This window comes from Phaeobacter cretensis (assembly GCF_047372505.1).
GTDB lineage: Bacteria > Pseudomonadota > Alphaproteobacteria > Rhodobacterales > Rhodobacteraceae > Phaeobacter > Phaeobacter cretensis.
In genome coordinates this window covers 118,944-143,474 of sequence record NZ_JBKBEU010000002.1, presented here as the reverse complement: position 1 = coordinate 143,474, position 24,531 = coordinate 118,944, and the positions used below count along the sequence as shown (strand labels likewise).

Genomic DNA, 24,531 nt, shown 5'->3' with positions numbered 1-24,531 from the left:
CTAAGCGATATCACTTACAGCAGTGCACGCACTTTCTCGAGCAGAGTGGCGTTTACGGCGACTCCTTCAGATTCTGCGCGGATGCGGCAAGCCTGGCGACCATCGCCAGGAAGGCGGGCACCGTCCTGTTCGCGGATCGATGCCATCAGATCTGTTAGCTTTTCCTGAAATGCGCCGCCTGCCGTGGCCTCTGGATCAATAGCCACAAAGAACTGACCTGTCTTTGGTGGGCCACCAGCAGTGCCGGAGAAGGGGCTGGCAACGGAGCCAAGCGTTGCGCCAGTCATCGCTGCTGCCATCAGTTCAACCGTCAGGGCAATGCCGACGCCTTTGTAGCCACCAGATGGGACCATCGAACCCTTGAGGCCTGCATCGGGATCTGTGGTTGGATTGCCTTCAGCGTCCAACACCCAGCCCTCTGGTACAGATTTGCCCTCACGGGAGTGCTTCATGACCTCGCTTTTGGCGATTGTGCTGGCAGATTGGTCGATCAACAGCGCGGCATTGCCGTCTGTATCAGGGGCCGAGATAGAGAATGGATTGGTACCGACAACAGGCTTGGCACCGCCAGAAGGGGCGATAGACGCTGGTGCATTGGTAAAGCCGATACCAAGCAGACCCGCCTGTGCCAGACGCTGTGTGTGAACGCCCAATACGCCGCAGTTGTAGGAGTTGTTCACAGCCAGTACCGCGACACCCATTTCGCGGGCCAGCGGGATCAACTTTTCAAAACCTTGATCGATGGCGCTATGTGCAAACCCTGTCGCGGCGTCTACCGTGACCACAGCCGGGCGGGGCTGATTGACCACTGGCTTCGCTTGTCCGTCAACTTTGCCGCATTCGACATGCTGGGCATAAATTGGGATGTAGGCCAGACCATGCGATGCTACGCCGTCTGCCTCGGTCATTGCGGTGGCGACGGCCAGCGGGCGTGCATTCTCTTCGGATGTGCCGGCTTTTACCAGGGCTTTAAAGGCCAGATCTTCGATTTCTGCAAGGGTCAGGGTTTCGGTCGCGGTCATATCGATCTCTCTATTCTGAATAGATATTAGGAGCGCAGGGTGGACCAGCGCCCTGGGGATGAATCAGTCGTTGTCACTAAGGCCCGCACCAGCGCCTCGCAGGCGGCTTTCTTCTGTTGCAGGTGCAAAGGTGCGATGGGCAAATTTTCCGAGCTGTTCCCAGCTTTCTTCGGACACATTCGCTCGCATCACCGGTTCCAGTTGACCCGTCATATCGGCGGGTGCAGAGAACACCATCCGCTCGGTCTGCCGGGTTCGCAATACGTCGCTGGACCCTTGCACACACAGCCGTTTGCCATCGGTGGCTACGCGGGCTCCATCCCATTCGGCAGCGACGGGGCGGCCCAATCGTAGCGCAGCACCACCCATGAAAGGGACCGCCAGCAGAGGAATACTGACGTTTTCCATTGTGATCGTACCCCGCTCCAACAGACGTACAGCGCAGTCGCTCAGCGCTGCTCCTGCGATCAGGGGGCTCATACGTCGGGCAGGGGCGTGCCAGATCTCCGCCCGCAATGATACAGGCGAGACGTCAATGGATGGGATCCGGTCATTCATGTCCAATAGATTGGCCAACATTTCGGTTCCGGGGAATCCAAATGACGACAGCCAGCGCGTTCCTTTAGCAGCTTCTTCCGCTAGGCCCCAAGAGAGGCCTGCACCGCGAGCCGCACGTTTGCTCATCGCTTCGATTTCATTCAGTGAATGGCTCATGCGGGGACTTTCTCCAACTCGGGGAACACCCAGAATTCTGCATTTTCTACGGACAGTTCAGTCGGAAGTGGTGCGTTGCCATACATACAAATTCTCACCCAGCGATCCGACCGAGGGTCAAATTTTGTGGCTCCGAAGAACGCCAATTTACAGCGCAGCATATCGATCGGGAGCACCTGATCAGAAATGGTGTTGTCACGGATTTCGGCATAAGGCGCGCGACCCACGATCTGTACCCGGCGCAGCACGTGGCGATGTTCAGAGTGGCGCAGCAGGAAATCTGCGACCTGTGCCTCATCCGGCCAATGGGCGATTGCCTGATACAACATCGCGGCATCGCGGCCCGGTGCCAGAGGTTGTTCATATTCCTCAATAGGTTCTTCAAAGCGCTCGCCGAGTCTTGGCTCCAGCTTCTCTTCCGACACATACCAAGCGCGTGCCTTGTTTTCCGGTGCTTGCCAGTTGGTGTCGATCGCCCAAGAGTAAACGGTACATAGGATTTGGCGCAGATCGCCAATGCTCATCGCGCCTGCAATGCGGAAGGTCGCGGTGTTATCGGCTGACATGTCGCCGGCAAACCCGTCAACGAGTTCGCCATAAGGTTCTAGCATGAGAGATGCGATCCACTCCTGACCTTCCAGAGATAGCGTTTCTTCTGCCCAGCGGTAGAGAACATCCCACGGTTTTGCGCCGGTTAATGTTTGTACCTCGAGGTAACTGGTAACCTCATCGACGTCTGATCGCAGTGCCTGAAGCTTCTGGATCTGGATTGGATGTTCTGATGTCCAGTCCGCAATCGTCATCTTGCTACGGTCTACGAGAGAGCGGAAAAGTACAACCTCATCGCTGTGGGCTTCTTCGACGTTGCGCACGCCTTGGATCGCTTTTTCGCGTGCGGCAACCCAGTTGTTGAACAGCACCGGGTGATTTAGCAGGAACGGTGCCATACCCAAACCAGTGGAGTTACCAATACCCATGGAGCGTGCCAGCTCCGGTGCAAGTTTTGCGGCGCTGGTGCCCTCGGCTTTGGCTCGTCTGTCGGCCATATGCTGTACCAGATCGGTGACAAACCAACGGGTCAGATAAACCGACAGCATCTCTACCTGAAAAGGTGCGCGAAATTCGGGACGATCAGCGATCATTTCGCGATCTGCGGCCCCAAGCTTTCCAGAGCCATAAACAGCTGTGGTGCGCATAAGATAACCCACGGCATCGATCTGTTCTGCCGATGGTTGATGACCGGCTGCGAGAGCGCTGACCACATGTTCCCAGAGGCGCACCGAACGGTTGGCGCGCGAGACCGACAGCTCCGAACCCGAAACGCGCCCGGCTTCCTGCACGGGAATATTCTGCGATAGACGGGCGATATCCGCGTCAGATGGAACACCGTCGAAAAGTGTAAACGTTGCATCCCATGCTTCTGCTATGACCCGGTCAGATCGTTTTTCTGGTGGCAGATCATGGGCGAATGCGACGAGAGAGTAGGCACGGTCTGGTCCATGAACGGTATAAACCGCGTGTCCTTGGCCACTGTCATCTATTTCAAAAGCAGTTTGTTCAAACCTCCAGCCCTCTCGCGCGAGGCGGCGTGTTAAGACACGCATGAATGACAGGCGCGATTGGTGCATCGAACCGAGGCGCGCTAAGCGCATGACAGTGTTTGGGTCACGGCAGAGAATGTCGGTCATTCGGATTGGCCTTTGCAATCAGGTCGTTAGTTATATCCCGTATGATCTGAACAGGTCGGGCAGTGTGGGCGGGGTTCGCCGGGCGCTGGTGATACGCCCGGCAAGTATTCAGGCCTGTTTGCCTTTTGCCAATGTGATGCGCAGGGCATCCCATAGCGAGGGTAGTAGGATCAGTGACACAGGGACTGCTGTCACCACGATGAAACTCTGTAGTTTTGATACGCCGCCGGATCCAACAGAGATCAAAATGACCGCCATTACACCCATCGCGATGCCCCAGAATATACGTACTGAAGTACTCGGCGTGTCGCCTTTGGTCATCGTAGCGGAAATCACGTAGCTCATCGAATCCCCGGTTGTCGCCACAAAGATCGTGGTCAGGATCAGGAATAGGATGGAGACGACAAACCCCATTGGTAGATTGTTGGTGATGGCCAGCAGGGCTGCGGGCAGGTTAAAACCTTCAAACGCTGCGGAGATAGTTCCGGGTTCGGCCAATTCCATTGCAATGCCAGAGCCACCGATGATGGTGAACCAGAAGTTGGTCACGATAGGCGCAATGATTGACAGCATGATGATGATCGATCGGATCGACCGTCCACGGGACACGCGTGCAATGAACATCGCCATGAGTGGTCCGTAACCCATGAACCAACCCCAGAAGAACACGGTCCACCAGCCCAGCCAACCGGGGGCTCCAAATACAGCCGCATCACCGCGGTAGAGAGCCATCTGGAAGAAGTTTCCGAGATAGGCTGCAAATCCGGAGAAGAAAGAACCAAAAATGAAGCCTGTTGGGCCTGCGATCAACACGTAGAGCAGCAGTGCCGCCGCCAAGATCACGTTGATCTTGGATAGCAATTGGATACCTCGCGACAGGCCGGTCATGGCTGAGATTGTGTAGAGTGCAACCAAGGCCGCAATCACCATGAATTGCGTTGCAAAGACATCGGGAATGCCGAAGAGATCGGACAGGCCATAGCTGACCTGAAGGCCCAGGAAGCCGATTGGGCCTACGGTGCCTGCGACCACAGCGATGATCGACGATGCATCTGCAATCACACCGATAGGGCCGTTGATCGCTTTGTCACCAAACACCGGGTACAGCAGCGTCCGGGGTGCAAGAGGCAAACCTTTTTCATAGTGGTAGTGCATCAGCATAACTGTGGAGAGCGAGCCAAGTATTGCCCAAGCCAGGAAGCCCCAATGCATAAAGCTTTGTGCGATAGCCGGGGTCACGGCCGCTTCAGTTCCGCCTTCAGCGCCATATAGAGGCGGTGAATAGAGGAAATGTGCAATTGGTTCACCCGCAGCCCAGAATACGCCGCCGCCCGCGAGCAAGGTGCACATGATCATGGAACCCCACTGGAATGTGGTGAATTCAGGAGCAGCCAGACCACCCATAATAGCGCGGCCGCCGGGCAGTATGCAGAGGACGAGCCCAATCAGGAAAGTCGCCAGCAGTAGAATTTGCCAATATAGGCCAAAATATGTCGCGGAAATGTTGAAGCCCCAATCGACAAGCGCGGACAATCCATTAAGATTGACCAGCGCTGCGATACAGAACAGGGCAATAAAACCGCCTGAAAGCAGGAAAAGCGGCATATTGATCCGGCTTTTCTGCTGTGTTGTTTTCATAGATGTCTCGGACATCCGTCCCTCCCATTGGTCGGTCCCTCTCGCTATCCAGGACCGTATCTTGTCTTTATATCTCGCGCTTCAATCCCCTGATCTAGGCACGAAATTCTCTTCAAAGAAGCGGTGCCAATTGCCGCCCATCACGGCTGCGACCTCATCTTCATTCATGCCCACTTTGCGAAGCCCGTCTTCGATATTTCCGAAATCACGGTTGTCTTCGAACCAGTGGGGCATTGGCGGGAAACCAGGCGCAGATTTGGAACCTTCGCCATAGTCGATTTCTTTGGTCCAACGGCCGACCCGCATCCATTCGACGATACTGTCAGGCTGGTCTTGGCAAAGGTCGGTGCCAATGCCGAGATGCCGAACCCCGTAGCGATCTGCCGTTCTGGCGATCATCTCGCAGAAGCTTTGCAGCGTGCAGTCGGATTTGTCTTTGAGGTGATGCGGATAAATCGAAAAACCGAACATACCGCCATGTTCCGTCACTGCCCTGATCACATCGTCTTTCTTGTTGCGCAGGGCAGGGGACCAGTCATGCGGATTAGCATGCGTGATGGCAATCGGGCGCTCCGACAGCTCAGCCGCTTCGATGGTCGACCGATCCGCCGAATGGCTCATGTCAACGACGAGGCCAACACGGTTCATCTCTTTGATGACCTGCTTGCCCATGCGGGTAATACCGGTATCCTCGGTTTCGTAACAGCCCGTCGCCAGCAGCGACTGGTTGTTGTACGTCAATTGCATGAAGCGCGCGCCCAGAGTGTGGACGATCTCGACCAGCCCGATATCATCTTCGATAGGCGAAGGGTTTTGGAAGCCGAAGAACACCGCAGTGCGCCCGGTTTCGCGGGCCTTGTCGATGTCACTGGCCCACTGACCCTTCATGATCAGATCGGGGAATTGCTCAAACCAACGGTTCCACTTTTCAAAGTTCAGAACCGTTTCGCGAAAATTCTCGTGATAGGAGATGGTGACGTGGATAGCATCCACGCCGCCTTCGCGTAACTGGCGAAAAATCTTCTCCGACCAGTTGGCATATTGCAGACCATCAATCCTGAACGCGGACCGCATCAGACTGCGCCTGCGCTGATATAAGCAGTTTTGACAGTTGTGTAGAACTCGGCGGCTGCCTTGCCCTGCTCGCGAGGGCCATAGGAGCTGTCGCCACGACCACCAAAGGGCACGTGATAATCGGTGCCTGCAGTTGGCAAGTTCACTGTGACAACACCGGTGCGCGCGTTACGGCGGAAGTGCGTGGCACGGGCCAGAGATTTGGTTACGATACCAGAGGTCAGGCCAAAGTTGGTGTCATTAACTACAGAAAGCGCCTCATCATAGCTGTTTACCTTGATCACGGAAGTGAGGGGGGCGAACATTTCTTCGCGGTTGATGCGCATATTGTTGCTGGAGTTCAGGAAAATGCCGGGAGACATGTAGAAGCCCTGATGCGGCATCTCCAGACGCTGACCGCCACAGGCCAGTTCAGCGCCTTCGGTTTTGCCCAGATCGACATAGGCGAGATTTTCGTTCAGTTGCTGTTCGCTGACAACCGGACCCATCTGTACACCGGCTTCCAACGCGTGGCCGACCTTCATGGCCTGAGCGCCTGCAATCAGTTTTTCTACGAATGCGTCGTGCACACCAGCATGAACAACCAGACGTGAGGAAGCTGTGCATTTCTGACCAGTACCGCCAAAGGCACCGCCCAAGGCCAAGGTTACTGCCAGATCGAGATCTGCATCATCCATCACAGCGAGCGCGTTCTTGGAGCCCATTTCCATCTGAACCTTTGTCAGGTTCTGAATGGCGGCTGCCGCGATGCCTTTGCCTACTGGCACAGAGCCGGTGAAGGAAATTGCATTTACCTTGGGGCTTTCGACCAAGCGCTGACCGATGGAACGGCCGGAACCCATTACAAGGCTGAACAGACCCTTTGGGATATCCTGGCGATTGATGATCTCGGCCAGCGCGACGGCAGACGCCGGGGTGATGTTGGCGGGTTTCCAGACTACGGCGTTGCCATAGCAAAGAGCCGGCGCGATTTTCCACGAGGCAGTCGCTGTCGGGAAGTTCCATGGGCTGATGATAGCGACGGTGCCGACGGCTTCCCGGCGTACGTCTACTTCGATGTCGGGGCGAACTGAGTCTGCATTTTCACCAATCTGACGCAGGCATTCGGCAGCATAGTAAGTGAAGAACTGACCCGCGCGGAAGACTTCGCCCTTGCCTTCGGCCAGCGGCTTGCCTTCTTCGCGGCTCAACAGCGTGCCCAATTCCTCGGCACGTGCCATCATCTCATTTCCAATAGCATTCAGAACGGCCTGCTTGCGCTCGATGCCATAGGCCGCCCATTCGCGTTGTGCGATCTTTGCCTGGTCCAAAGTCGCCTCCAGCTGATCGGCGCTGGCCTGTGCAAAGATCCCGACCAGATCGCTCAGGTCGGAGGGGTTGCGGTTCTCGACTTCGCTTTCACCAGCAAGCCACTCACCGGCAATTAGGTTCTTTTGGATATTAGTCATTGTCAGAAGCCTCACACAGAATTCAGTTTCCATTGGTATGGACATGTGTGGAGACTTCAATCAAACTCAAATTACTGAATAGCATTTCAATAACTTTGAAGTTAGAGCTCATGGCGTTGAAAATCGAACTGCTTCGCGGTTTTGCCGCAGTCGCCCGGAGCGGCAATCTGAGTGATGCGGCTGGCATTCTGGGGCGGACGCCATCGGCTGTTTCGATGATGCTCAAGCAGCTGGAAACCCATCTCGGCGAGCCGCTGTTTGAAACCGATCGTAAGAACAGACTCACCGCGCTGGGGGCTTATGTCTTGGAGCAGGCCGAGAGCGAACTACAGCAATACGATAACATGATCAAAGCCATTGAAGGCTATGCGAAGGCGACCCATGGGCATGTCCGCATTGCTACTGTCCCCTCCATTGCTGGTACCGTTATGCCCCTAGTGTTTTCGAGGCATATCAATGATTTCAAAAACGTAGACATTGAATTGAGGGATATGGATTCGATCTCTGTCCTGCATGAACTCTCACGCGATCGTATCGATATCGGGATCGCGACACTGGGGCAAAATAGCTCAGGTCTTCATAGTCAGCATCTCTTGTCGGATGCATTTGGCGTGATCTGCGCACCAAGTCATCCGTTGGCGCGAGAGCCTGGAAAAATCGAATGGGACATGCTGCGCGACGAACGGTTGATCGCCAATAGCTTGTCAGCCGGAATCAAGGCAGAGCCGTCGCGAGAGCTCCACGAAAAGGCTCTGTTGAAAGCGCAAAACCTGACCTCCATCATGGCCATGGTCCAAGCCGAAATAGGGGTAACTATTCTTCCTGAAATGGCAGCGCGAGTGGCAAATGCCGCGGGATTGGCGTTTCGCCCTTTGGCTGATTCTCTTGCAACACGTCAGATCCATCTCCTGCGCAAAACCGATACATCACTGTCACCAGTGGCGCGACTCCTGGAGAAATATATCCTCGACTGTGCTGCTGCGCTAACCGAAGGAGGCCTATCATGATCCAACCTGACGCGCCGCTAAAACTGGCCATTCTGATCTTTCCCGGGTTCCCGATGGCTTGTCTCACGTCCTGTATCGAGCCCTTGCGAGCGGCCAATGAAATTTCTGGCAAGGTCGCCTTTAGCTGGACTGTGGTAGCTGAAACCGTCGAGTCGGTCGCCTCTTCTGCCGGGGTGACCTTTGGCACTGATGCCATTCTGGCTGATCTGACGGATTACGATTTTTTGTTCTTTGCGGCTGGCCCAAATGCACGGTTTGAGCAGCCAGCGCGTGCGAATGCAGCACTTCAGCGGCTCACCCGGAGAAAAACCCGATTGGGCGCTTTTAGCGGCGGGGTCTTTCCGCTGGCGCGGACGGGCTTGATAGCAGAAAATCCACTATCAGTTCACTGGTGCTATGAGGCTGCATTCGTAGCGGAGTTTCCAGACATCGAAAGCCACAGCACTGTGATTTGTGACGACGGTGCGTTTACGACCATTTCTGGTGCGACTGCAGTGTTTGATTACATGCTTTCACTGATCGAGGAGCACCTAGGTGGTGAGATCATGGCTGAAGTTGCATGCTGGTTTCAGCATCCTTATGTGCGTAGCGCCACGACCTCACAAAAGACGCCAGCGTTTTCAACAGCCAAGAGCAAGGATCTGCTGCCCAAGAAGGTGCTGAGGGCGATAGAGCATTTTGCAGAACACATCGAAAGCCCTATTCAAATCAGCGACGTCGCGGATGCTATTGGGGTTTCGGCCCGGTCGCTTGAGCGCAGTTTCAAAGAGGCAACAGGACAAAGCCCGCTGAAATACTATCGGATGATGCGTATGAACCAAGCCCGGCAGTTGGTGCTTTATTCCAGCACATCAGTCACCGAAATTGCCTATATGGTTGGCTACAGCACGCCTGGGGCGTTCCTGCGTATCTATCGTGAGAGTTTTGGTGTCACGCCGATCAATGACCGACGTGCCAAGAATTCCTTGCGTGTCAAAAGTGGTGATGCTCTGCCTGCCGGATAGAAACCCAACAGGCAGGCAAATATCACGTGATCGATCGGGCGGCGGTGACCAGCGCGTGGTGTAAAGATTTTGCCGATGAGCGCGGACCCAGAACTGCCATCTGGTCCTCCTCCAGACGCCACAGGAACACACCTAGATGTTCCAGCGTGCCACGAATGGCATTCCCAGGTGTCATAGTGCGTACGGGTGCGTTGCTCAGCCGCTCGAACAGATCACAGAGCCTTGGGCCGACAACGTCGAAGCGGCACCAACCATCGGTCTGTTCAACTACTGATGCAATTCCGCCAACAACTTGTTTTAGATTTCGGGCCAGCAGTTCGTGCCGGTCGTGTGGGGCTGATATCATCCATTGATCAGGCCCCATCCAAAACACCGATAGATCCTCTGACCGGGAGGATGCGCCTACATCTGGTAGTGTAATGCCATGTGTGACCTCAAGCGTCGAGTGCAGCGTCGATACTTGGTTTGCGCGCGCAGTAAGAGAGGCAAGCGCATTGTCTGTGATCTCGGCAATAGTCAGGTTGCCGATCTCAATGATCTGAGGTTTGTCGCTGCCAAGGGGAGTGAGCGGTTTAAGCTTATGCACGGAGCTTCTCCCCTTCGGGGTCAACAAAATGTGGACTGACAATTTCGACCATGACGGTTTGGTTTTCCAATGGGTTAACAAGGCGAAGCTGTTCGCCCATCCGGTTCGATCCACCTTTCACAAAGGCCAAGCCAATCGCGCTTTGCAGGATAGGTGAATAGGCGGCAGAGGTAACATACCCCTGATCATGCGCGGCATCGATCGGACCCTCAGCTGCCATGAGATGCCCGCCGGCTGGTACGCTATCCTTGGTGTCAACAGGACGTAGTCCGACCAAGTTCAAAGCTCCTTCGGCATTCATCCCCTCGCGGCGACTGAGAACATTGCCAATGCAGTCTTTTTTGGATGAGACCATACGTCCGAGACCGAGATTCAACGCAGATGTTGTGCCGTTCAGTTCATTTCCTGCCGCATGACCTTTTTCGATCCGCATGACGCCCAAGGCTTCTGTGCCATAGGGGGTGACATCGAATTCTTCACCGGCGGCCATCATCTCGCGCAGCAGTGCATCGCCATAGCGGGTGGGCACCGCAATTTCATAGGCAAGCTCGCCCGAGAATGAAATCCGGAACAAGCGAGCACGACAACCACCACATACGGTGATTTCGCCACAACCCATGAAAGGAAACGCCTCATTCGAGATGTCAAATTCCGGATCCACGATTTTTTGCAGCAGTTTACGCGCATTGGGCCCCGCCACGGCATATTGCGCCCAGGCTTCGGTAGTTGAGATCAGCTGCACATCAAGATCGGGGCAGAGGCACTGACGCACAAATTCCATATTGCGATAGACCAGAACAGCGTTGGCCGTTGTGGTGGTGACGACAAAATGATCCTCTGCCAAACGTGCTGCGGTACCATCATCCTGGGCGACGCCATCTTCCCGAAGCATCAGGCCATACCGCACCTTGCCGACCGGAAGTTTGGCGAAACCATTCGCGTAGATCATGTTCAGGAAGGCCGCGGCGTCCTCACCCTGGACATCTATTTTACCCAATGTGGTGACGTCACAGATACCGACGGAGTTTCGGGTTTGCAGAACTTCGCGATCAACCGACTGACGCCAATGGGTCTCTCCATCGCGCGGGAACCACTGTGCACGCAGCCAGTTGCCGACCTCGACAAAAACCGCGCCTTGCTCCTCGGCCCATTTGTGGCTGGGTGCCAGACGGGTCGGGTGAAAATCCTTACCGACTGAGCGACCTGCCAAAGCACCCATTGCGACAGGCGTGTAAGGTGGACGAAAGATAGTGGTGCCGGTATCTGGGATAGACTTGCCGGTCAGCTCGGCCATGACCGCCAAAGCTCCAAGGTTTGAGGTCTTGCCCTGATCGGTCGCCATGCCAAGCGTCGTATAGCGCTTCAGATGTTCCACTGAGGTGAAGTTTTCCTGATGCGCAAGCTGCACATCCTTCACGGTCACATCGTTCTGGAAATCCAACCAAGCGCGTTTTGCACCTTTGACATGCCAGAAAGGAGCCAGTGTGACCGGTGCATCTTCGCTGTGGGGGAGATCTACCGCCCTTGCGGAGATGCCGAGATCGCCAAGCGCCTCAATTGCCGTTTGCGATCCGCTGGATAGGGCCTGCGCAGTTGTGAACTCTCCCATCGCAGCACCGGCCACCAGTTGGCCCGCCGGAAGCCCGTCTCCGGGTACGAAGGACTGGATCGCCTCGTTCCAGGAAGGGCGGCCACGCTGGTGGCAAGTGAGGCCCAGATTGGGGTTCCAACCGCCGGACATCGCCAATGCGCCACAGTCAATGGTGCGCGTTTGGCCATCGGCCAGCCGCACGGTGACCGAGGAAAGACCATGACGACCCTTGGTATCGATGACCGCGGCCCCGGCCAGCACTTCGACCCCATCTAGTGTTGGTGCATCTGTGCGTACGTCGACTATGGCGCGGACTTCCACGCCTTTTGCCATCAGGTCGCGAGCGGTTTGATGCGCGTTGTCGTTATTGGCAAAGACCACAACCGATTGTGCAGGTGTGGTTGCCCAGCGGTTGGCATAGGCCCGCACTGCGCCTGCCAGCATCACGCCTGGACGGTCATTATTCTCAAATGCGATAGGGCGTTCAATCGCACCAGTCGCAATTAGCGCGCGTTTGGAGTAAATCCGCCAAAGCGTTTGGCGTGGCTTATTAGCGATGGGAACTGGTAGGTGGTCTGCGTTTCGTTCAACTGCGCCATAGACACCATGATCATAAGCGCCGAACACCGTTGTTCGAGGCATTATTCGCACATTGGGCAGTGCGGCCAGCTCTGCTTGTGTCTGTGCGACCCAATCGGCACCGGACAGATCTGACAGCGCAGATGTTTCACAGAGGAGGCGGCCACCGAGGTGGCAGTCCTCGTCTGCCAGAATGACCTGTGCGCCAGCGCGCCCGGCAGTCAAAGCAGCGGCCAGACCAGTTGGACCCGCGCCGATGATCAGCAAGTCGCAATGAAGATAGCCTTTGTCGTAGGCATCTGGGTCCGGTTCACCGGTCAGGCTGCCAAGCCCGGCGGCCTTGCGGATGATTGGTTCATAGAATTTTTCCCAGAACGCCCGAGGCCACATAAAGGTTTTGTAATAAAAGCCGGCTGCCAGAAAACTCGAAAACCGATCATTGATCGCCATCACATCATGTTCGAGGGATGGCCAGCGGTTTTGCGATTGCGCCTCCAGCCCGTCGTATAATTCGACGACTGTGGCGCGGGTGTTTGGTTCCTGGCGCCCGCCAGTACGCAATTCCACAAGTGCATTTGGCTCTTCGCTGCCGGCTGTCAGCACCCCACGCGGGCGGTGGTATTTGAAGGACCGCCCTAATAGGCGCACACCATTCGCCAAGAGGGCCGACGCCAGCGTATCACCCTGATGACCCTGATAGGCCTTGCCGTCGAACCGGAAAGAAAGTGGTTTAGTCTGGTCGACCAGACCGCCGGTGAGGCGATTTTTCAGCGATTGTTCCGCAGTCATTGCATAGGCTCCTGCGGATTGTTTGCAGCCTTTTTGGTCAGCGCCACATCGCGTGCCAGCTCGACCTTCAGGATTTCGTGCGTGGTTGTGTTGCGGGTTACTACCAGCCAGGATCGGTCACCTTGTTCATGGAACCAAAGTTCACGATGTACGCCTGCAGGGTTTTCGCGCAGGTAGAGGTAGTCGTGAAATTGCTGCAGAGCGGTTTCCGACAGCCAATACGGGCGGTTTATCAAACCCGCGTCGCCCAGATAAGTGAACTCCTGCGCGTCGCGAGGCCCCAGCAAAGGATGGTTTATAATCATCTGGTTAATCCCTCAATGCAGGTTTGGTTGGGCGCCTTGGCCCTTTTCGTCGATCATGTGACCGGACATGAAGCGATCCAACCGATAGGCAGTAGCGGTTCCATGTGGCCGTTCGGTTTTCAGAAGATGGGCAAAGCAGTAACCGGCAGCGGGGGTCGCCTTGAAGCCGCCGTAGCACCAGCCGCCATTGAAATAGAGGCCGTCGATATGGGTTTTATCGATGAAAGGAGAGCCATCCATCGACATATCCATGATGCCACCCCAGCTGCGCAGGAGGCGTGCGCGGCCAAGGGCCGGGACCAGTGACATACCGCTCTCGATAACATCTTCGACGACCGGTAGATTCCCACGCTGCGCGTAGGAGTTATACATGTCGATGTCCCCACCGAAGACCAACCCGCCTTTGTCCGATTGACTGCAATAGAAATGCCCGGCGCCATAGGTGATCACTCCGGGTATAAAGGGCTTTAGGCCTTCAGAGACAAAGGCCTGCAAGACGTGGCTTTCGATTGGCAGGCGCATCCCGGCAAGGGCCATCAGTCGGCTGGAGTTGCCAGCGACAGAGACACCAACTTTGCCGGTCCCGATATATCCACGAGTGGTTTCAACACCCAGAACCTTGCCATTCTCAATGCGGAGGCCGGTGACCTCGCAGTTCTGTATGATGTCGACGCCGCGGCTGTCAGCACCGCGGGCATAGCCCCAGGCAACCGCATCGTGGCGTACGGTGCCGCCACGACGATGCAGCAGCCCACCTTTGATGGGGAAACGCGCGTCATTGAAGTTCAGGAAAGGATACATCGCGCGTACGCCGTCAGTATCCAGAAGTTCGGCATCAGATCCGTTAAGGATCATCGCATTGCCACGCCGTCTGGCTGCGTCGCGTTGGGCGTCGCTGTGGATCAGGTTCAAGATGCCCCGCTGGCTGACCATCGCATTGTAGTTGAGGTCCTGCTCAAGGTTCTCCCACAGTTTCAACGAGAATTCGTAGAATGGTTCATTGCCATCCAGGAGATAGTTCGATCTTATGATCGTGGTATTTCGACCAACATTACCGCCTCCGATCCAACCCTTTTCCAACACTGCAATGCGCGCGCCACCAAATTCTTTGGCGAGGTAGTAGGCGGTCGCCAGGCCATGTCCGCCGCCGCCGATGATGACGTAGTCATAGGCTGCTTGGGGCGTTGCATTACGCCATTGCGGCCTCCAGCCTTTGTGCCCGGTGAGGGCTTCTTTGATCAGACCAAACGCAGAGTATCGCATGGGGGCTCCTGTTTCTTACAGTGTACAGTTGCCGCGGAATCACCTGAGTTTGCCGATGCGTTTTCGGACAAGATTCATCTCATAATCGACAATTCAGCTGTCGATACGACCTTCAAAGTTGGCAAAGCCGCGCCGAATTGAAGAAGGTCATGGACGCCAGGCAGCGTGTTGGATCATCTAGTTGGTGAGACAGTGTTAACAACAAAACCGGATGCTTAGGATTCTGAATTTACGAGACTGCAGAGATTGCATACTTCAGCCCAGAAACCCAAAAAACAGATATTCTTTAACACGCAGAGAATGGCCCGTAAGAGTCCGGAGCACCGAATGCTGCGTTTTACGCCCGGTGCAGCTATGCGCAGAAAGCGGACTAAGCTGCTGTCTATGCCTGATCTCTGGATGTCAGGAAAGGAACAAAAAGCTGACCTTCGTTCTTTGAAATTTGCCCTAGCTAAATGAAGGGTTTTTGTGGATGGAACATCTGAAAAAGAGGAACTGTAACATTCAGCAAGGCCTTGTAGCCCAAATCGTATGAAGGGCGTTCTTCCCCTTCCTTACGCCGGACGGACTAGCCTAGGGCCACAGTGACAGGTATGCCAAGCGCAGTATAGCGATTGAGCACGGCGATGCGGATTTGGATCTTGGCGACCTGCCTGTCGAAGTCCCGTACCATGAGAGATTGGCCCATCAGTTTCAGGCAGTGCATCTTGGTTTCGACGCGGCTTCGTCGGTGGTACCCGCTCCAGCGTCGCCACACAGTGCGTCCCAGATATCGTTGTGCGCTGACCGCGTCGTTCCGAGCGAGAGCTCCGGCGCTCGTCGGTTTCCAGGGTTTGGCATTTTTGCGTGGTGGGATCACCGCGTGAGCGTTTCTGGCAGCACTGGCTTCGTGGCATTTGCGCGTGTCGTACGCTCCGTCTGCCGTGACACTGCCGATATCTTGGTGGGGTGGAATTTGGTTCAAGAGATCGGGCAACACTGGCGCATCACCGATGTTGCTGCTGGTCACTTCTACAGCCCGAACTTCCAGCGTTTCCTCATGGATCCCTATGTGTATCTTGCGCCAGATACGACGTTTGGAACCACCATGCTTGCGGGCATTCCACTCGCGTTCACCTTCGGCTTTGATCCCTGTGCTATCGATCAAGAGGTTCAGGGGGCCAGTGCCGCCGCGATATGGAAGGCTGACATTCAGTGTTCGTTGACGGCGGCAAAGGGTGCTGAAGTCAGGTACCGCCCAATCCAGCCCGATGAGTTGCAGCAGGCTTTGCACAAACCTTTGGCCTGTCGCAAAGGCAGTCCGAACAGCACCTTCAAAGTGAGACACGCTTGGATCGTAGCTTCACTAAAGTTCTGTTGCTGACCACGCTTGCCGCTCGGTGATGGGACCCAAACCATCTCAGGATCAAACCAAATAGACAGGGAGCCACGACGCTTCAAACTGTCATTGTATGACGACCAGTTTGTCGTCTTGTATTTTGTAGGGGATCAACGGCTCATAGCTCCCAGCTATCATGCTGGATTCATGAGGTGAATCCTTCACGCAATTTGTGCAACAAAGCCGCCTCGGATGATCGGCGAAGCATCAACCAAGGCTCAGGTTTCTCCATGAACGTCCGCTTTCGGGGAATGTGACTGGAGCTTACACACTCGTGGCATAGCGATTGTCGCAGGCAGCTCTAATGTCTGCTTTGGGACGCTGTCGACCACCTAACGATGCTTAGTCTACCGTCCTGACGCGCGATCAGCATGCCGCACCGCCGCAAGACTGCTCTGGGCCCAACTATCGAATTCTCCGCATTTAACGCAGGGCCGCTGCTCAGAAGAAACCGTTCATTTTGGTAGGTCATACAGCCCAAGAGAATTTTCGTCACGATCAGAAAACTCGGAATAACTCACGACATTTGGGACCGCGATAGCCTCTCCCGTATTTACTCCAGCTTCAGCTCCGGCGCGTTGAGTTATTTCAATGTCATTGACCAAGAACCGGACGGTGGTTTGTCATGATTGCGAGGTGTCTGCTTCGAAGATCTGAGACCAAACATTTGGTTCCGCTTTAAACTCCGCTACGCCGGGAACCGGGTGCAGAACTTCGACATCCGAACCAAAGAAATTGAGGTGCCAAACCTCCGCGTCATCGATGGACGTCACGGGAATTCCAATTGTGACTTCACTGAAAGGATCGGCAATTGTAACACTGTTGTAGCGGCTATGATCAGCGCATGCATTAGGTCACTCCGCCAGTCAGGTCCTCGGCAAGCATCAACGCATTACCATCGGGATCGAAAAACGTTGCGGTTTTGACCATGCCTTCGACGACATCCGTCTCACCATCGAACTTTACGTCGGCTTGTTCCAGTTTTCGCCGGGCTCCATCCAAATCAGCGATTCCAAAGACTGGAACGCAGTTGCCCGGCGCAGGCTTAGTGTGTTCGCCTAGGCCGATTACAACACCGGGTGTGTTTGTCTGAATCTCTGACCATCCAGCCTCATCGGCGTGGTAATGCAGTTCGAAACCTAACATGTTTTCAAACCACTTGGCACTCGCATGTCGATTTTTGACCGACATTGCGATGGTAATAGTTTGATCAACTGAAATGAGGGACATCGGCTTTCCTTTTGACTCTAAATGTAGTAACTATACTTTATGGACATTAAGTTATTTGTCAACATTACTTCAAGAGCGTGGGCCTGGCCTATACTTTGTCAGTTGCACGTCGGTACTCCTGGTCGACAAGCGCCACTGTTGGCGGCAACTGGCGCTGGCAGGACTGCTTTCGCACAAAGTATGGAACATCTGATCGCAATAGGATTGCTTGAACGAAACCCTGGCTATGGCCATCCATTGCGACCAGAATTTCGACTTACGCAAATTGGAAAATCTGCCGCCAAACTCGCTAGTCAAATCAACAGCGTCTCGACTGAAATAGATCAAGACCTGCTTCGGCGTTCCTGGACCCTACCTGTTTTGGCATCCCTTCATACCCCACGTTATTTTTCAGAAATCAAACAAACCCTGTCACCGATAACGGATCGCGCCCTGTCGCAGTGTCTGAAATCAATGGAGGGACAAAACTGGGTGTGTCGCAGAGTCGACGAGGTCGCTCGGCCACCCAGATCTCTATATGCGGCGGTGAAAACCGGCGAGGTTATAAGTCAGGTCACGGCGTCTGAAGTTATTTTCAACTAGCAGTGCCTGTATTCAATTTGGAAACCACGGAAGGTGGCGTTTTCCGTACTGCCGCCGGTCGAAGAAGCAAGATACATCGGCCTGCAGCATCGGGATCGCTGTTCGTAACACGAATGTCTGCTTTGAGCTGTGGACGGCAAGGTAGTGTCACAAAGTTCCGGATTTGAGTTGCGTTGCCTGGCGCATCGAGAGGGACCTCCCATTTTCCCGAGCCTCAGTCAGGATTGAAGAGTTGATCAGTTTCAAAGGCGCGCAGTACCCGAAATCCGTGATCCCGTACGCCGTGTATTTTTACGTTCGTTTTCCCGTTTCGTATCGCGATCTCGAAGAGATCATGGCCGAACGCGGCGTGGATTTGGATCATGCGACTCTCAATCGGTGGATTGAGAAATATGCGGGCGCTATTACCAAAGAAGCACATCGTCGAAAGGTGCCAACGGGTTGTTCGTGGCGGATGGACGAAACTTATGTAAAGGTCAAAGGCCAGTTTGACCAGGCCGAGCAGTCTGGCTTCGCGCAGTTCGCCGCGCTTGCTGGATAAGTGTGTCCACTCGTAGAGCTACCTTTGGCGCGGCGCAAACTTTGCGACACTACGCACTTGCACCCTCTTGATAGACACCCAACCCGATCAACGTGGTTTTGACGGTGAGCCAAAGTTCATCCTCATCAGTCAGCGCCTTTGCAAAGGCGCTGAGCCCAACCATTAGATTTTGCAGTGCCAGCGCTGTTGCCCGTGTGTCGGCCAAGTTTGGCAATTCACCACGGGCGACAGCGATTTCTAAAAGCTCTTGAAATTTGTTGGCACTGTTCATGACCGCGTCCACAATCTCTTGCCCAAGCTCATTCCCATCGCCCGTCAGTTCGACCAGACAATTGACCGCCAGACAACCGCGATGCTCCGGGTCGGCAGCGCGTTCCTTACAAATCTCGCGGAAGGTGCCTGTGATCAATTCTGAGATCGGCCGGTCGGGCAAATCGCCGTAAAGAATGCGATCTGGTGTCTGTTTGGCATAGGCGGCCAGCACTTCCTTGAACAAGCCCTCGCGTGATGCGAACGCATTGTAATAGCTTGAACGGTTGATCCCCAACGTCTCGGATATGGTTTTAACCGTGCTGGCTTGGTAGCCGATCCGCCACATCTCCTGCATCGCGGTTTCTATTGCAGCCTCTCGGTCAAAGCTTGATGGGCGCCCCATTTTGGTCTCCAAATAAAGTTTTGTTCACTTGTGGACAAAACGCGTTCAGCATGTTTTATACATGCATGTACAAAACGAAAACGTCAAGGAGACACCCCTATGAACGCTTTTTTAGTGTCGCGAATTCGCGTGAAAGACCCAGCAAAGATGCAAGAATACGCGCAGGCGGCAGGCCCGACGATTGCGTCTTATGGCGGGCAGCTGGTGGTGCGTGGAACATTTGCCAAACCGCTGCTTGGAGAGGCAGATGACCATCAAGCCACAACTATCATCCAATTTCCGGATTTGGCCGCCATCGACGCCTGTTTCTCGTCGCCAGAGTATCAGGCACTGACCGCACTGCGCGAGGCTGCGGGCGACATGCAGTTGCTCGCCTACGAAGACCTGGCCAACTAACACCCCACTACTCACCTCAGACTGAACAATCAACCGGGCAGCGGTGCTGACCCGGACAGGAGAAGCTGTACTTGATCTACTGAAATCAACTACGGTTGCATTGGCATTGGCATTGGCAGCTGCGTTTGCGCCCGTCAATGCACAGGAAACCGGGTCAAAATTACCCGCCATTGCTATTTCGGAAGAACTCACCATCGCGCGCAATGAAGTGGCGGTCTTGGGATCTACGATGTCCTATCTTGAACAGGGCGAAGGCGAGGCGGTGGTGTTTTTGCACGGCAATCCGTCAGCAGCCTATCTGTAGCGCAATGTCATGCCCTACGTGGCCGAAACCCATCGCGCAATAGCACCCGATCTGATCGGCATGGGCCACTCTGGCAAGCCCGAGATCGACTACACTTTTGCCGACCACGCAGACTATCTGGATGCCTTCATCACGGCGATGGATCTGGATCAAGTTACCCTTGTCAGCCACGATTGGGGGCCGCTCTTGCTTGGGATTTTGCGCGGCGTCATCCTGATAAAGTCGCGCGATTGACCTTCATGGAAGGCGTCTTACCGCCTGCTGTCCCGCAGCCAAGCTATGAGGCAATGGGCGAAGAGATGGGCGGCATGTTCCGTGCCCTGCAAGACCCTGAACAAGGCTAAGAGATGATCATGGAAGGCAACATGTTTGTCGAAGGCATCCTTCCGATGATGATCAACCATCCTCTCGGTGAAACAGCCAAGGCTGCCTACTGGGAGCCATACCTAGACGTTGAAAGCCATCTTCCCACATGGATGTGGCCTCGCGAAGTTCCTATTGGCGGACAACCAGAAACTAGCGTCGCGTTGATGCAAGACATCGCAACCTTCATGGGCGAAACAGAAATGCCTGTCCTTTTGGCCTATGCGGAACCCGGCGTGCTCGTGCCACCTCAGGCGGTACCATTTTACACCAACCTTATTGGCGATTTGGAAACCGCATTCATCGGCCAAGGCCTTCACTTCATTCAGGAAGATCAACCCGATGCCATCGGTCGCGCCATCGCTGACTGGTTGCGACGGAACTAATCCAACAAAGTAACGGAAACTCTCATGAAGTTCTTTCACCTTCCCGCAAGCTGCTCATCTGCAGTCCATGCCGCACTCAAAATCACAGGAATCCCGTTCGAGATTGAGGCCGTCGATCTGGCCAGCAAATCAAAGGCTTTTCAAGCAGCCAACCCCTTGGGAAAAGTACCTGCGCTACTAGACGATGAAGGATCACTGTTCGAAGGCGGAGCCATTCACCTTTGGTTGGCTGCGAAATTTTTGATACAGTGGGCACTAGCTGAGTTCAGAACCGGCAACGATGCGGGTCAACCATGAGCCGCATCGTTCGTTGGCCCGCTCACAAATTGGTTTTTTGATGAGATCTTGGTCAGATCAACGATGGCTGGCCTCCGAAAACAGAGAGCGTAGGGTCTGGTTCAACGGACACCTATTTATATTGGCTCATCTGTCTCATTGCTGAAGCGGTGACTCCATGTTGCGCCCGAAATGCCCGACGAAAGGCATTCGTGTCGGAGTATCCTGCGAGTACGGCAATATCATCGACGCTTTTCCGGCTCGTTTGTAAAAGGGTCTTAGCCATCCTTAAACGCACGGTCTGAATGAATGCGCGGGGCGATTGCCCCAGCTTATCGTTGAAGTACCTCTGCATAGTTCGCGGGCTCATCCCCAGATGTTGTGCAAGCGCAGCGACGGATTTGTCTTTGATATCAGCCTTTCGAACCCATCGATCCGCTTTGGCAATGCGTGGTTCTCGCAGCGCATCGACCAACGGGATAACAAAATCCTCTTGCGACGCCCTGTCTTGGTTCAGAATAAAGTATCGGGCAATGCGTTCCGCATGGGATGCACCGGCATCGATTGTGATCCAGGATAGAATGGCATCGAAATAGGCCGCGCCTGCGCCTGCTGTGGTGATCCTTCCATCCTTAATAACCATGTGTTCAGTCTGAAATTTCGCCGAGGGGTAAGTGTCCCTCGCCTCTCGTGTGTTCCACCATGACGTTGTCGCATGCCGACCCGATAGAAGGCCGGCCTCAGCCAGCAAAAGCACGCCTGTGCATAGCCCGATGATCGGAGTCTGTGGTCGAAGTTGCGTGGATAAGAATTCCATGATGTCTGGATGTGAAGCTAGAAACCTACGTCGCTCTCCCGCGTCATATCCACCAAATCCCGGTACAATAAGAAGGTCACAATCGGCCGCTTCTTCCAGTCCAATCGATGGGACAAGCGCAACACCGGACGTTGTTTTGAACGGGCCAACCGCCGCGAGGTTCCACGCGTAGTGGGGTACAGTCGATCGGCCTTGGGCTGGATATGCGGAGCGGATGGAATTGGCGACATAGAACAAATCGGCCGGACCTGTGATCGATGACGCGAGCGCGCTGTCGAACCCCAGAGTGACAATTCTTGTTGTTGCTGGCGGAGCCTTTCTCATTTGTCCGATATTGCAAGAAAAAATTCCCTTTGGCCACTCACCGATAGGATTTGACACCTCTATGTGTCTTCCAGACATAGAGGAGAGCAATATGAAACTGTGTTTCATTGGTATGGCCACGGTCGTTTTTGAGATTGGCGGGTCCCGGTTTATCACTGATCCCGTCCTAGATCCTGCAGGAACGGGATACACTCTGGGATCAACCGGAGCGGTTCGTTATGTGAACGAAGTCGGCCCCGCCACAGCGGTAACAGACATTGGGCCGGTGGACTATGCATTGGTCAGCCACGATCATCACAAAGACAATCTAGATCGCTCGGGGCGAGATTTCCTCAAGACTGCAACAAAGACGTTTACAACAACGGCCGGGGCGCAAAGGCTTGTCCAAAGGCACGGTATCGATGCGGTCGGCATGCAGCCATGGGACCAAAGGGAACTCACCTTACGTGATGGCACGGTCTTGCGCATCACTGCCACCCCGGCGCGCCATGGTCCTCCCGTCGTTGCAAAACTGCTTGCCGGGCCGGTCATCGGCTTCTTGTTAGAGTGGGATGGTTTTCAAGATGGTGCTGTCTATTTGACTGGCGATACACGGCTTTTCGAGGGAGTTCGACAGGTTGCACGCGATTTCGATGTTGGCACTGTTTTTATGAATCTACGTGCTGGCAGCTTTGGCTTAACGGGCTCAGTGTGCTATTCTATGCCTGCTACAGAAGGCGCGAAAACGGCGGAACTGTTCCCCAAAGCGCGTATCATTCCTTTGCACTATGATGGGTGGTCGCATCTATCCGAAAATCGTAGCGATGTGTTGAAGGCTTTTGACGTCCCACACTTAAACCAGCGCCTGCATTGGCTTCCAAAAGGCCTGGAGGTGTCGCTCGAAGTCTAGAGGTGTTGCGCGGACACCCGGACACCCGGATAAGCGTTGGCCCGTTTTTCAAGGCAGCGGACATTCGTTTGCCCTGCAGAGCTGGTCAGAATGGGCAGGATTCAGTCGTTCCTTGGGTTGGCAAGCAGGATCAATGCCAACCCAAGAGGGCGAGGGCGGCAGTGCAGGTTACAGCAACATTTCGCTGTATGCGCGGCAATACCAGCTTTTGGTGAACTGTACTGGTCGTCGACGGTCCGCACTCAGGTGGACCGCTAGACTATTTTATGAACTCTTTACCAGAGCGTCGACTTCCGCGTCGGCGCGGGAAAGCGCGGTATCATCCATAAAGTGCCTATCAGCGGCAATAAATGTGACATCTGAAATCCCAATGAAACCAAGGATATGGCGGATGTAACCACTTGCAAAGTCGATGTCCGATCCGAAAGGCGTGCCCCCCGACGCGAAGACGACGATGGCCTTTTTGCCTGTCATCAGGCCTTTGGGACCATCTTCAGAGTACGCAAAGGTTCTACGTGCCCTGCAGATAAGGTCGATCCATAATTTCAGACTGGCTGGCACGGAAAAGTTATAGACCGGCAACCCGATGATGAGTGTATCTGCCGCTTCGATTTCGCCTATCAAACTGTCTGATAGCGCCAGCGCTGCATGATCCGCGTCTGTTCTTTCCGCCTCAGGCGTGGAGTTGGCGGTAATCCAAGCCCCATCAATTTGTGGCAACGGAGTGTCGAGATCGCGCGTCGTGATCACTGGCGCGTGCCCGTTTTCGTGCAATCCCTCGATAATACGGTCGGTGAGACGGCGGCTTTGCGCGGTTTCTGTCTGGGCACTGCTGTAGATGCGAAGAATGTTCATAGCGACGTCCACCCACCATCAACTGCAATTTCCGAACCACGCATGTATGAGGATGCATCGGACGCGAGGAACAGGACAGCGCCTGCGATCTCATCAGGTGTGCCGAACCGACCAGCGGGCACTTGGGAAACGATGCCAGATGCCATCTCACCCAATTGCTCCTCGCTCATGCCAAGTTTGCTGTAAATTGGCGTCTCGGTCGGGCCGGGAGCGACGGAATTGACGCGAATGTTCTTGTCTCCGAGTTCCGCGGACAGAGTGCGCGTTGCAGAACGCAACGCTGCTTTGGATGCCGAATAAACAGCCATACCCGGCATGCCGAGTTCATCAAGGCAAGATGTGTTCATTACAATAGAGCCGCCCGAGTTCATCACAGTCGAGACAGCCTGCACAAGCATCAGCGGGGCGGTGAAGTTGACCATCATCTGGGCTTGCGCTTGTTCGGCGTCAATCTGTCCCAGCGGGGTAGGCCAGGTTACGCCAGCATTGGCGAAAAGGATGTCGATGGTGCCAACTTCGGACGTCAAGCGCTCGACCAGCGCGTCGCTGTCTTGCGCATGTTCGGCGCGCCAGCGGATGGCCAAAACACTGGCGCCTTTGCCAGATAGTTCGGCACGGGCGGTTTCGAGACGCGCCTCGTCCTGACCTGTGACGATAAGAGTTTTTACACCCTCGGCGATGAAACGTTCAGCACTGGCCCGGCCAATGCCTGTGGTGGCTCCGGTCACCAGTGCGACCTTGTCTTTGAGTTGCATGTTCTCGTCCTTGCATTTGATTTACTGATTGGTTAGATAAGTAAGGGAGGCTGGATTGTCCACAATTAAATA

At 54.8% G+C, this 24,531-nt stretch carries 25 protein-coding genes and 2 pseudogenes; 10 read left to right on the top strand and 17 right to left on the bottom strand.

Annotated elements, in window-relative coordinates:
• Window positions 1-14 precede the first annotated feature (14 nt).
• From ACEWZM_RS19505 to ACEWZM_RS19480, 6 genes are all read right to left on the bottom strand, one after another.
• Window positions 15-1,022 carry an Ldh family oxidoreductase gene (locus ACEWZM_RS19505; RefSeq protein WP_414008122.1) on the bottom strand — a complete coding sequence of 336 codons (1,008 nt, stop codon included), beginning with the start codon at window positions 1,020-1,022 and terminating at the stop codon, window positions 15-17.
• A 63-nt stretch (window positions 1,023-1,085) separates the two neighbouring features.
• Window positions 1,086-1,736: a DUF3726 domain-containing protein gene (locus ACEWZM_RS19500; RefSeq protein ID WP_414008121.1), complete on the bottom strand. Its 651-nt coding sequence runs from the start codon at window positions 1,734-1,736 to the stop codon at window positions 1,086-1,088.
• Entirely contained in the window at window positions 1,733-3,424 is a 1,692-nt protein-coding gene (locus tag ACEWZM_RS19495) for a hypothetical protein (protein ID WP_414008120.1), read from the bottom strand. The genes ACEWZM_RS19500 and ACEWZM_RS19495 overlap by 4 nt, the downstream gene beginning before the upstream one ends.
• 108 nt (window positions 3,425-3,532) lie before the next feature.
• Window positions 3,533-5,077, bottom strand: coding sequence for a BCCT family transporter (locus ACEWZM_RS19490; RefSeq protein ID WP_414008119.1), 1,545 nt, complete (start codon window positions 5,075-5,077; stop codon window positions 3,533-3,535).
• A gap of 66 nt (window positions 5,078-5,143) precedes the next feature.
• A complete protein-coding gene (locus ACEWZM_RS19485) occupies window positions 5,144-6,136 on the bottom strand; it encodes a membrane dipeptidase (protein ID WP_414008118.1) in 993 nt (330 codons plus the stop codon).
• Window positions 6,136-7,584: an aldehyde dehydrogenase family protein gene (locus ACEWZM_RS19480; RefSeq protein WP_414008117.1), complete on the bottom strand. Its 1,449-nt coding sequence runs from the start codon at window positions 7,582-7,584 to the stop codon at window positions 6,136-6,138. The genes ACEWZM_RS19485 and ACEWZM_RS19480 overlap by 1 nt, the downstream gene beginning before the upstream one ends.
• Window positions 7,585-7,694: 110 nt before the next feature.
• Here ACEWZM_RS19480 and ACEWZM_RS19475 point away from each other — a divergent pair, with 110 nt between their 5' ends.
• Window positions 7,695-8,591, top strand: a complete 897-nt coding sequence (locus ACEWZM_RS19475; protein ID WP_414008116.1) for a LysR family transcriptional regulator — start codon at window positions 7,695-7,697, stop codon at window positions 8,589-8,591.
• Complete coding sequence (locus tag ACEWZM_RS19470) at window positions 8,588-9,595, top strand: GlxA family transcriptional regulator (protein WP_414008115.1); 1,008 nt, start codon at window positions 8,588-8,590, stop codon at window positions 9,593-9,595. The genes ACEWZM_RS19475 and ACEWZM_RS19470 overlap by 4 nt, the downstream gene beginning before the upstream one ends.
• A 22-nt stretch (window positions 9,596-9,617) precedes the next feature.
• Here ACEWZM_RS19470 and ACEWZM_RS19465 read toward each other — a convergent pair whose 3' ends face one another.
• The 7 genes and pseudogenes from ACEWZM_RS19465 to ACEWZM_RS19435 form a co-directional block, all read right to left on the bottom strand.
• Window positions 9,618-10,181: a sarcosine oxidase subunit gamma gene (locus tag ACEWZM_RS19465; protein ID WP_414008114.1), complete on the bottom strand. Its 564-nt coding sequence runs from the start codon at window positions 10,179-10,181 to the stop codon at window positions 9,618-9,620.
• Window positions 10,174-13,140, bottom strand: coding sequence for a sarcosine oxidase subunit alpha family protein (locus ACEWZM_RS19460; protein ID WP_414008113.1), 2,967 nt, complete (start codon window positions 13,138-13,140; stop codon window positions 10,174-10,176). The genes ACEWZM_RS19465 and ACEWZM_RS19460 overlap by 8 nt, the downstream gene beginning before the upstream one ends.
• Window positions 13,137-13,445 (bottom strand): sarcosine oxidase subunit delta, encoded by a 309-nt coding sequence (locus ACEWZM_RS19455; protein ID WP_414008112.1) that lies wholly within the window; start codon window positions 13,443-13,445, stop codon window positions 13,137-13,139. Before ACEWZM_RS19455 ends, ACEWZM_RS19460 begins: the two co-directional genes overlap by 4 nt.
• A 12-nt stretch (window positions 13,446-13,457) precedes the next feature.
• A complete protein-coding gene (locus tag ACEWZM_RS19450; RefSeq protein ID WP_414008111.1) occupies window positions 13,458-14,708 on the bottom strand; it encodes a sarcosine oxidase subunit beta family protein in 1,251 nt (416 codons plus the stop codon).
• Window positions 14,709-15,276: 568 nt separating this feature from the next.
• Window positions 15,277-16,148, bottom strand: a pseudogene (locus tag ACEWZM_RS19445) (IS5 family transposase).
• 561 nt (window positions 16,149-16,709) lie between these two features.
• Window positions 16,710-16,859: a hypothetical protein gene (locus tag ACEWZM_RS19440; protein WP_414008110.1), complete on the bottom strand. Its 150-nt coding sequence runs from the start codon at window positions 16,857-16,859 to the stop codon at window positions 16,710-16,712.
• 76 nt (window positions 16,860-16,935) lie between these two features.
• Window positions 16,936-17,316 carry a VOC family protein gene (locus ACEWZM_RS19435; protein WP_414008109.1) on the bottom strand — a complete coding sequence of 127 codons (381 nt, stop codon included), beginning with the start codon at window positions 17,314-17,316 and terminating at the stop codon, window positions 16,936-16,938.
• 39 nt (window positions 17,317-17,355) lie between these two features.
• Between ACEWZM_RS19435 and ACEWZM_RS19430 the strand changes: the two genes are divergently transcribed.
• Both ACEWZM_RS19430 and ACEWZM_RS19425 read left to right on the top strand, forming a co-directional pair.
• On the top strand, window positions 17,356-17,898 hold the full coding sequence (locus ACEWZM_RS19430; RefSeq protein WP_414008108.1) for a winged helix-turn-helix transcriptional regulator: 543 nt from the start codon (window positions 17,356-17,358) through the stop codon (window positions 17,896-17,898).
• A gap of 232 nt (window positions 17,899-18,130) precedes the next feature.
• Window positions 18,131-18,388 (top strand): annotated as a pseudogene (locus ACEWZM_RS19425) (IS6 family transposase); the annotation flags it as partial.
• Window positions 18,389-18,488: 100 nt separating this feature from the next.
• Here ACEWZM_RS19425 and ACEWZM_RS19420 read toward each other — a convergent pair.
• Window positions 18,489-19,094 (bottom strand): TetR/AcrR family transcriptional regulator, encoded by a 606-nt coding sequence (locus ACEWZM_RS19420; protein ID WP_414008107.1) that lies wholly within the window; start codon window positions 19,092-19,094, stop codon window positions 18,489-18,491.
• Between the two features lie 99 nt (window positions 19,095-19,193).
• On the opposite strand from ACEWZM_RS19420, the gene ACEWZM_RS19415 reads away from it, so the two are divergent.
• The 5 genes from ACEWZM_RS19415 to ACEWZM_RS19395 all read left to right on the top strand — a co-directional run bounded on the left by ACEWZM_RS19415 (window position 19,194) and on the right by ACEWZM_RS19395 (window position 20,840).
• Window positions 19,194-19,490, top strand: coding sequence for a DUF1330 domain-containing protein (locus tag ACEWZM_RS19415; RefSeq protein ID WP_414008106.1), 297 nt, complete (start codon window positions 19,194-19,196; stop codon window positions 19,488-19,490).
• Window positions 19,491-19,533: 43 nt separating this feature from the next.
• Window positions 19,534-19,794 (top strand): hypothetical protein, encoded by a 261-nt coding sequence (locus tag ACEWZM_RS19410; RefSeq protein WP_414008105.1) that lies wholly within the window; start codon window positions 19,534-19,536, stop codon window positions 19,792-19,794.
• 9 nt (window positions 19,795-19,803) lie between these two features.
• Window positions 19,804-20,028 carry an alpha/beta fold hydrolase gene (locus tag ACEWZM_RS19405; protein WP_414008104.1) on the top strand — a complete coding sequence of 75 codons (225 nt, stop codon included), beginning with the start codon at window positions 19,804-19,806 and terminating at the stop codon, window positions 20,026-20,028.
• 119 nt (window positions 20,029-20,147) lie between these two features.
• Complete coding sequence (locus ACEWZM_RS19400; protein ID WP_414008103.1) at window positions 20,148-20,543, top strand: hypothetical protein; 396 nt, start codon at window positions 20,148-20,150, stop codon at window positions 20,541-20,543.
• A 24-nt stretch (window positions 20,544-20,567) separates the two neighbouring features.
• The gene (locus ACEWZM_RS19395; protein WP_414008102.1) at window positions 20,568-20,840 is read left to right on the top strand and encodes a glutathione S-transferase N-terminal domain-containing protein; all 273 of its coding nucleotides are present in this window, start codon (window positions 20,568-20,570) and stop codon (window positions 20,838-20,840) included.
• A 112-nt stretch (window positions 20,841-20,952) separates the two neighbouring features.
• Here ACEWZM_RS19395 and ACEWZM_RS19390 read toward each other — a convergent pair whose 3' ends face one another.
• The gene (locus ACEWZM_RS19390) at window positions 20,953-21,960 is read right to left on the bottom strand and encodes a GlxA family transcriptional regulator (protein WP_414008101.1); all 1,008 of its coding nucleotides are present in this window, start codon (window positions 21,958-21,960) and stop codon (window positions 20,953-20,955) included.
• 91 nt (window positions 21,961-22,051) lie between these two features.
• Here ACEWZM_RS19390 and ACEWZM_RS19385 point away from each other — a divergent pair, with 91 nt between their 5' ends.
• A complete protein-coding gene (locus ACEWZM_RS19385; RefSeq protein WP_414008100.1) occupies window positions 22,052-22,849 on the top strand; it encodes an MBL fold metallo-hydrolase in 798 nt (265 codons plus the stop codon).
• A 264-nt stretch (window positions 22,850-23,113) separates the two neighbouring features.
• Here the strand turns inward: ACEWZM_RS19385 and ACEWZM_RS19380 are convergent, their stop codons facing one another.
• Together ACEWZM_RS19380 and ACEWZM_RS19375 are read right to left on the bottom strand one after the other, a co-directional pair.
• Window positions 23,114-23,704: an FMN-dependent NADH-azoreductase gene (locus tag ACEWZM_RS19380; RefSeq protein ID WP_414008099.1), complete on the bottom strand. Its 591-nt coding sequence runs from the start codon at window positions 23,702-23,704 to the stop codon at window positions 23,114-23,116.
• The gene (locus tag ACEWZM_RS19375; protein WP_414008098.1) at window positions 23,701-24,459 is read right to left on the bottom strand and encodes an SDR family oxidoreductase; all 759 of its coding nucleotides are present in this window, start codon (window positions 24,457-24,459) and stop codon (window positions 23,701-23,703) included. The genes ACEWZM_RS19380 and ACEWZM_RS19375 overlap by 4 nt, the downstream gene beginning before the upstream one ends.
• Between the last annotated feature and the right edge of the window lie 72 nt (window positions 24,460-24,531).

Excerpts from the sequence above, each read along its gene's own strand:
- ACEWZM_RS19505 (WP_414008122.1), bottom strand. The coding sequence starts at position 1,022 with ATGACCGCGACCGAAACCCTGACCCTTGCAGAAATCGAAGATCTGGCC.
- ACEWZM_RS19500 (WP_414008121.1), bottom strand. The coding sequence starts at position 1,736 with ATGAGCCATTCACTGAATGAAATCGAAGCGATGAGCAAACGTGCGGCT.
- ACEWZM_RS19495 (WP_414008120.1), bottom strand. The coding sequence starts at position 3,424 with ATGACCGACATTCTCTGCCGTGACCCAAACACTGTCATGCGCTTAGCG.
- ACEWZM_RS19490 (WP_414008119.1), bottom strand. The coding sequence starts at position 5,077 with ATGTCCGAGACATCTATGAAAACAACACAGCAGAAAAGCCGGATCAAT.
- ACEWZM_RS19485 (WP_414008118.1), bottom strand. The coding sequence starts at position 6,136 with ATGCGGTCCGCGTTCAGGATTGATGGTCTGCAATATGCCAACTGGTCG.
- ACEWZM_RS19480 (WP_414008117.1), bottom strand. The coding sequence starts at position 7,584 with ATGACTAATATCCAAAAGAACCTAATTGCCGGTGAGTGGCTTGCTGGT.
- ACEWZM_RS19475 (WP_414008116.1), top strand. The coding sequence starts at position 7,695 with ATGGCGTTGAAAATCGAACTGCTTCGCGGTTTTGCCGCAGTCGCCCGG.
- ACEWZM_RS19470 (WP_414008115.1), top strand. The coding sequence starts at position 8,588 with ATGATCCAACCTGACGCGCCGCTAAAACTGGCCATTCTGATCTTTCCC.
- ACEWZM_RS19460 (WP_414008113.1), bottom strand. The coding sequence starts at position 13,140 with ATGACTGCGGAACAATCGCTGAAAAATCGCCTCACCGGCGGTCTGGTC.
- ACEWZM_RS19455 (WP_414008112.1), bottom strand. The coding sequence starts at position 13,445 with ATGATTATAAACCATCCTTTGCTGGGGCCTCGCGACGCGCAGGAGTTC.
- ACEWZM_RS19450 (WP_414008111.1), bottom strand. The coding sequence starts at position 14,708 with ATGCGATACTCTGCGTTTGGTCTGATCAAAGAAGCCCTCACCGGGCAC.
- ACEWZM_RS19435 (WP_414008109.1), bottom strand. The coding sequence starts at position 17,316 with ATGTCCCTCATTTCAGTTGATCAAACTATTACCATCGCAATGTCGGTC.
- ACEWZM_RS19430 (WP_414008108.1), top strand. The coding sequence starts at position 17,356 with ATGGACATTAAGTTATTTGTCAACATTACTTCAAGAGCGTGGGCCTGG.
- ACEWZM_RS19420 (WP_414008107.1), bottom strand. The coding sequence starts at position 19,094 with ATGGGGCGCCCATCAAGCTTTGACCGAGAGGCTGCAATAGAAACCGCG.
- ACEWZM_RS19415 (WP_414008106.1), top strand. The coding sequence starts at position 19,194 with ATGAACGCTTTTTTAGTGTCGCGAATTCGCGTGAAAGACCCAGCAAAG.
- ACEWZM_RS19405 (WP_414008104.1), top strand. The coding sequence starts at position 19,804 with ATGCCCTACGTGGCCGAAACCCATCGCGCAATAGCACCCGATCTGATC.
- ACEWZM_RS19400 (WP_414008103.1), top strand. The coding sequence starts at position 20,148 with ATGGAAGGCAACATGTTTGTCGAAGGCATCCTTCCGATGATGATCAAC.
- ACEWZM_RS19395 (WP_414008102.1), top strand. The coding sequence starts at position 20,568 with ATGAAGTTCTTTCACCTTCCCGCAAGCTGCTCATCTGCAGTCCATGCC.
- ACEWZM_RS19390 (WP_414008101.1), bottom strand. The coding sequence starts at position 21,960 with ATGAGAAAGGCTCCGCCAGCAACAACAAGAATTGTCACTCTGGGGTTC.
- ACEWZM_RS19385 (WP_414008100.1), top strand. The coding sequence starts at position 22,052 with ATGAAACTGTGTTTCATTGGTATGGCCACGGTCGTTTTTGAGATTGGC.
- ACEWZM_RS19380 (WP_414008099.1), bottom strand. The coding sequence starts at position 23,704 with ATGAACATTCTTCGCATCTACAGCAGTGCCCAGACAGAAACCGCGCAA.
- ACEWZM_RS19375 (WP_414008098.1), bottom strand. The coding sequence starts at position 24,459 with ATGCAACTCAAAGACAAGGTCGCACTGGTGACCGGAGCCACCACAGGC.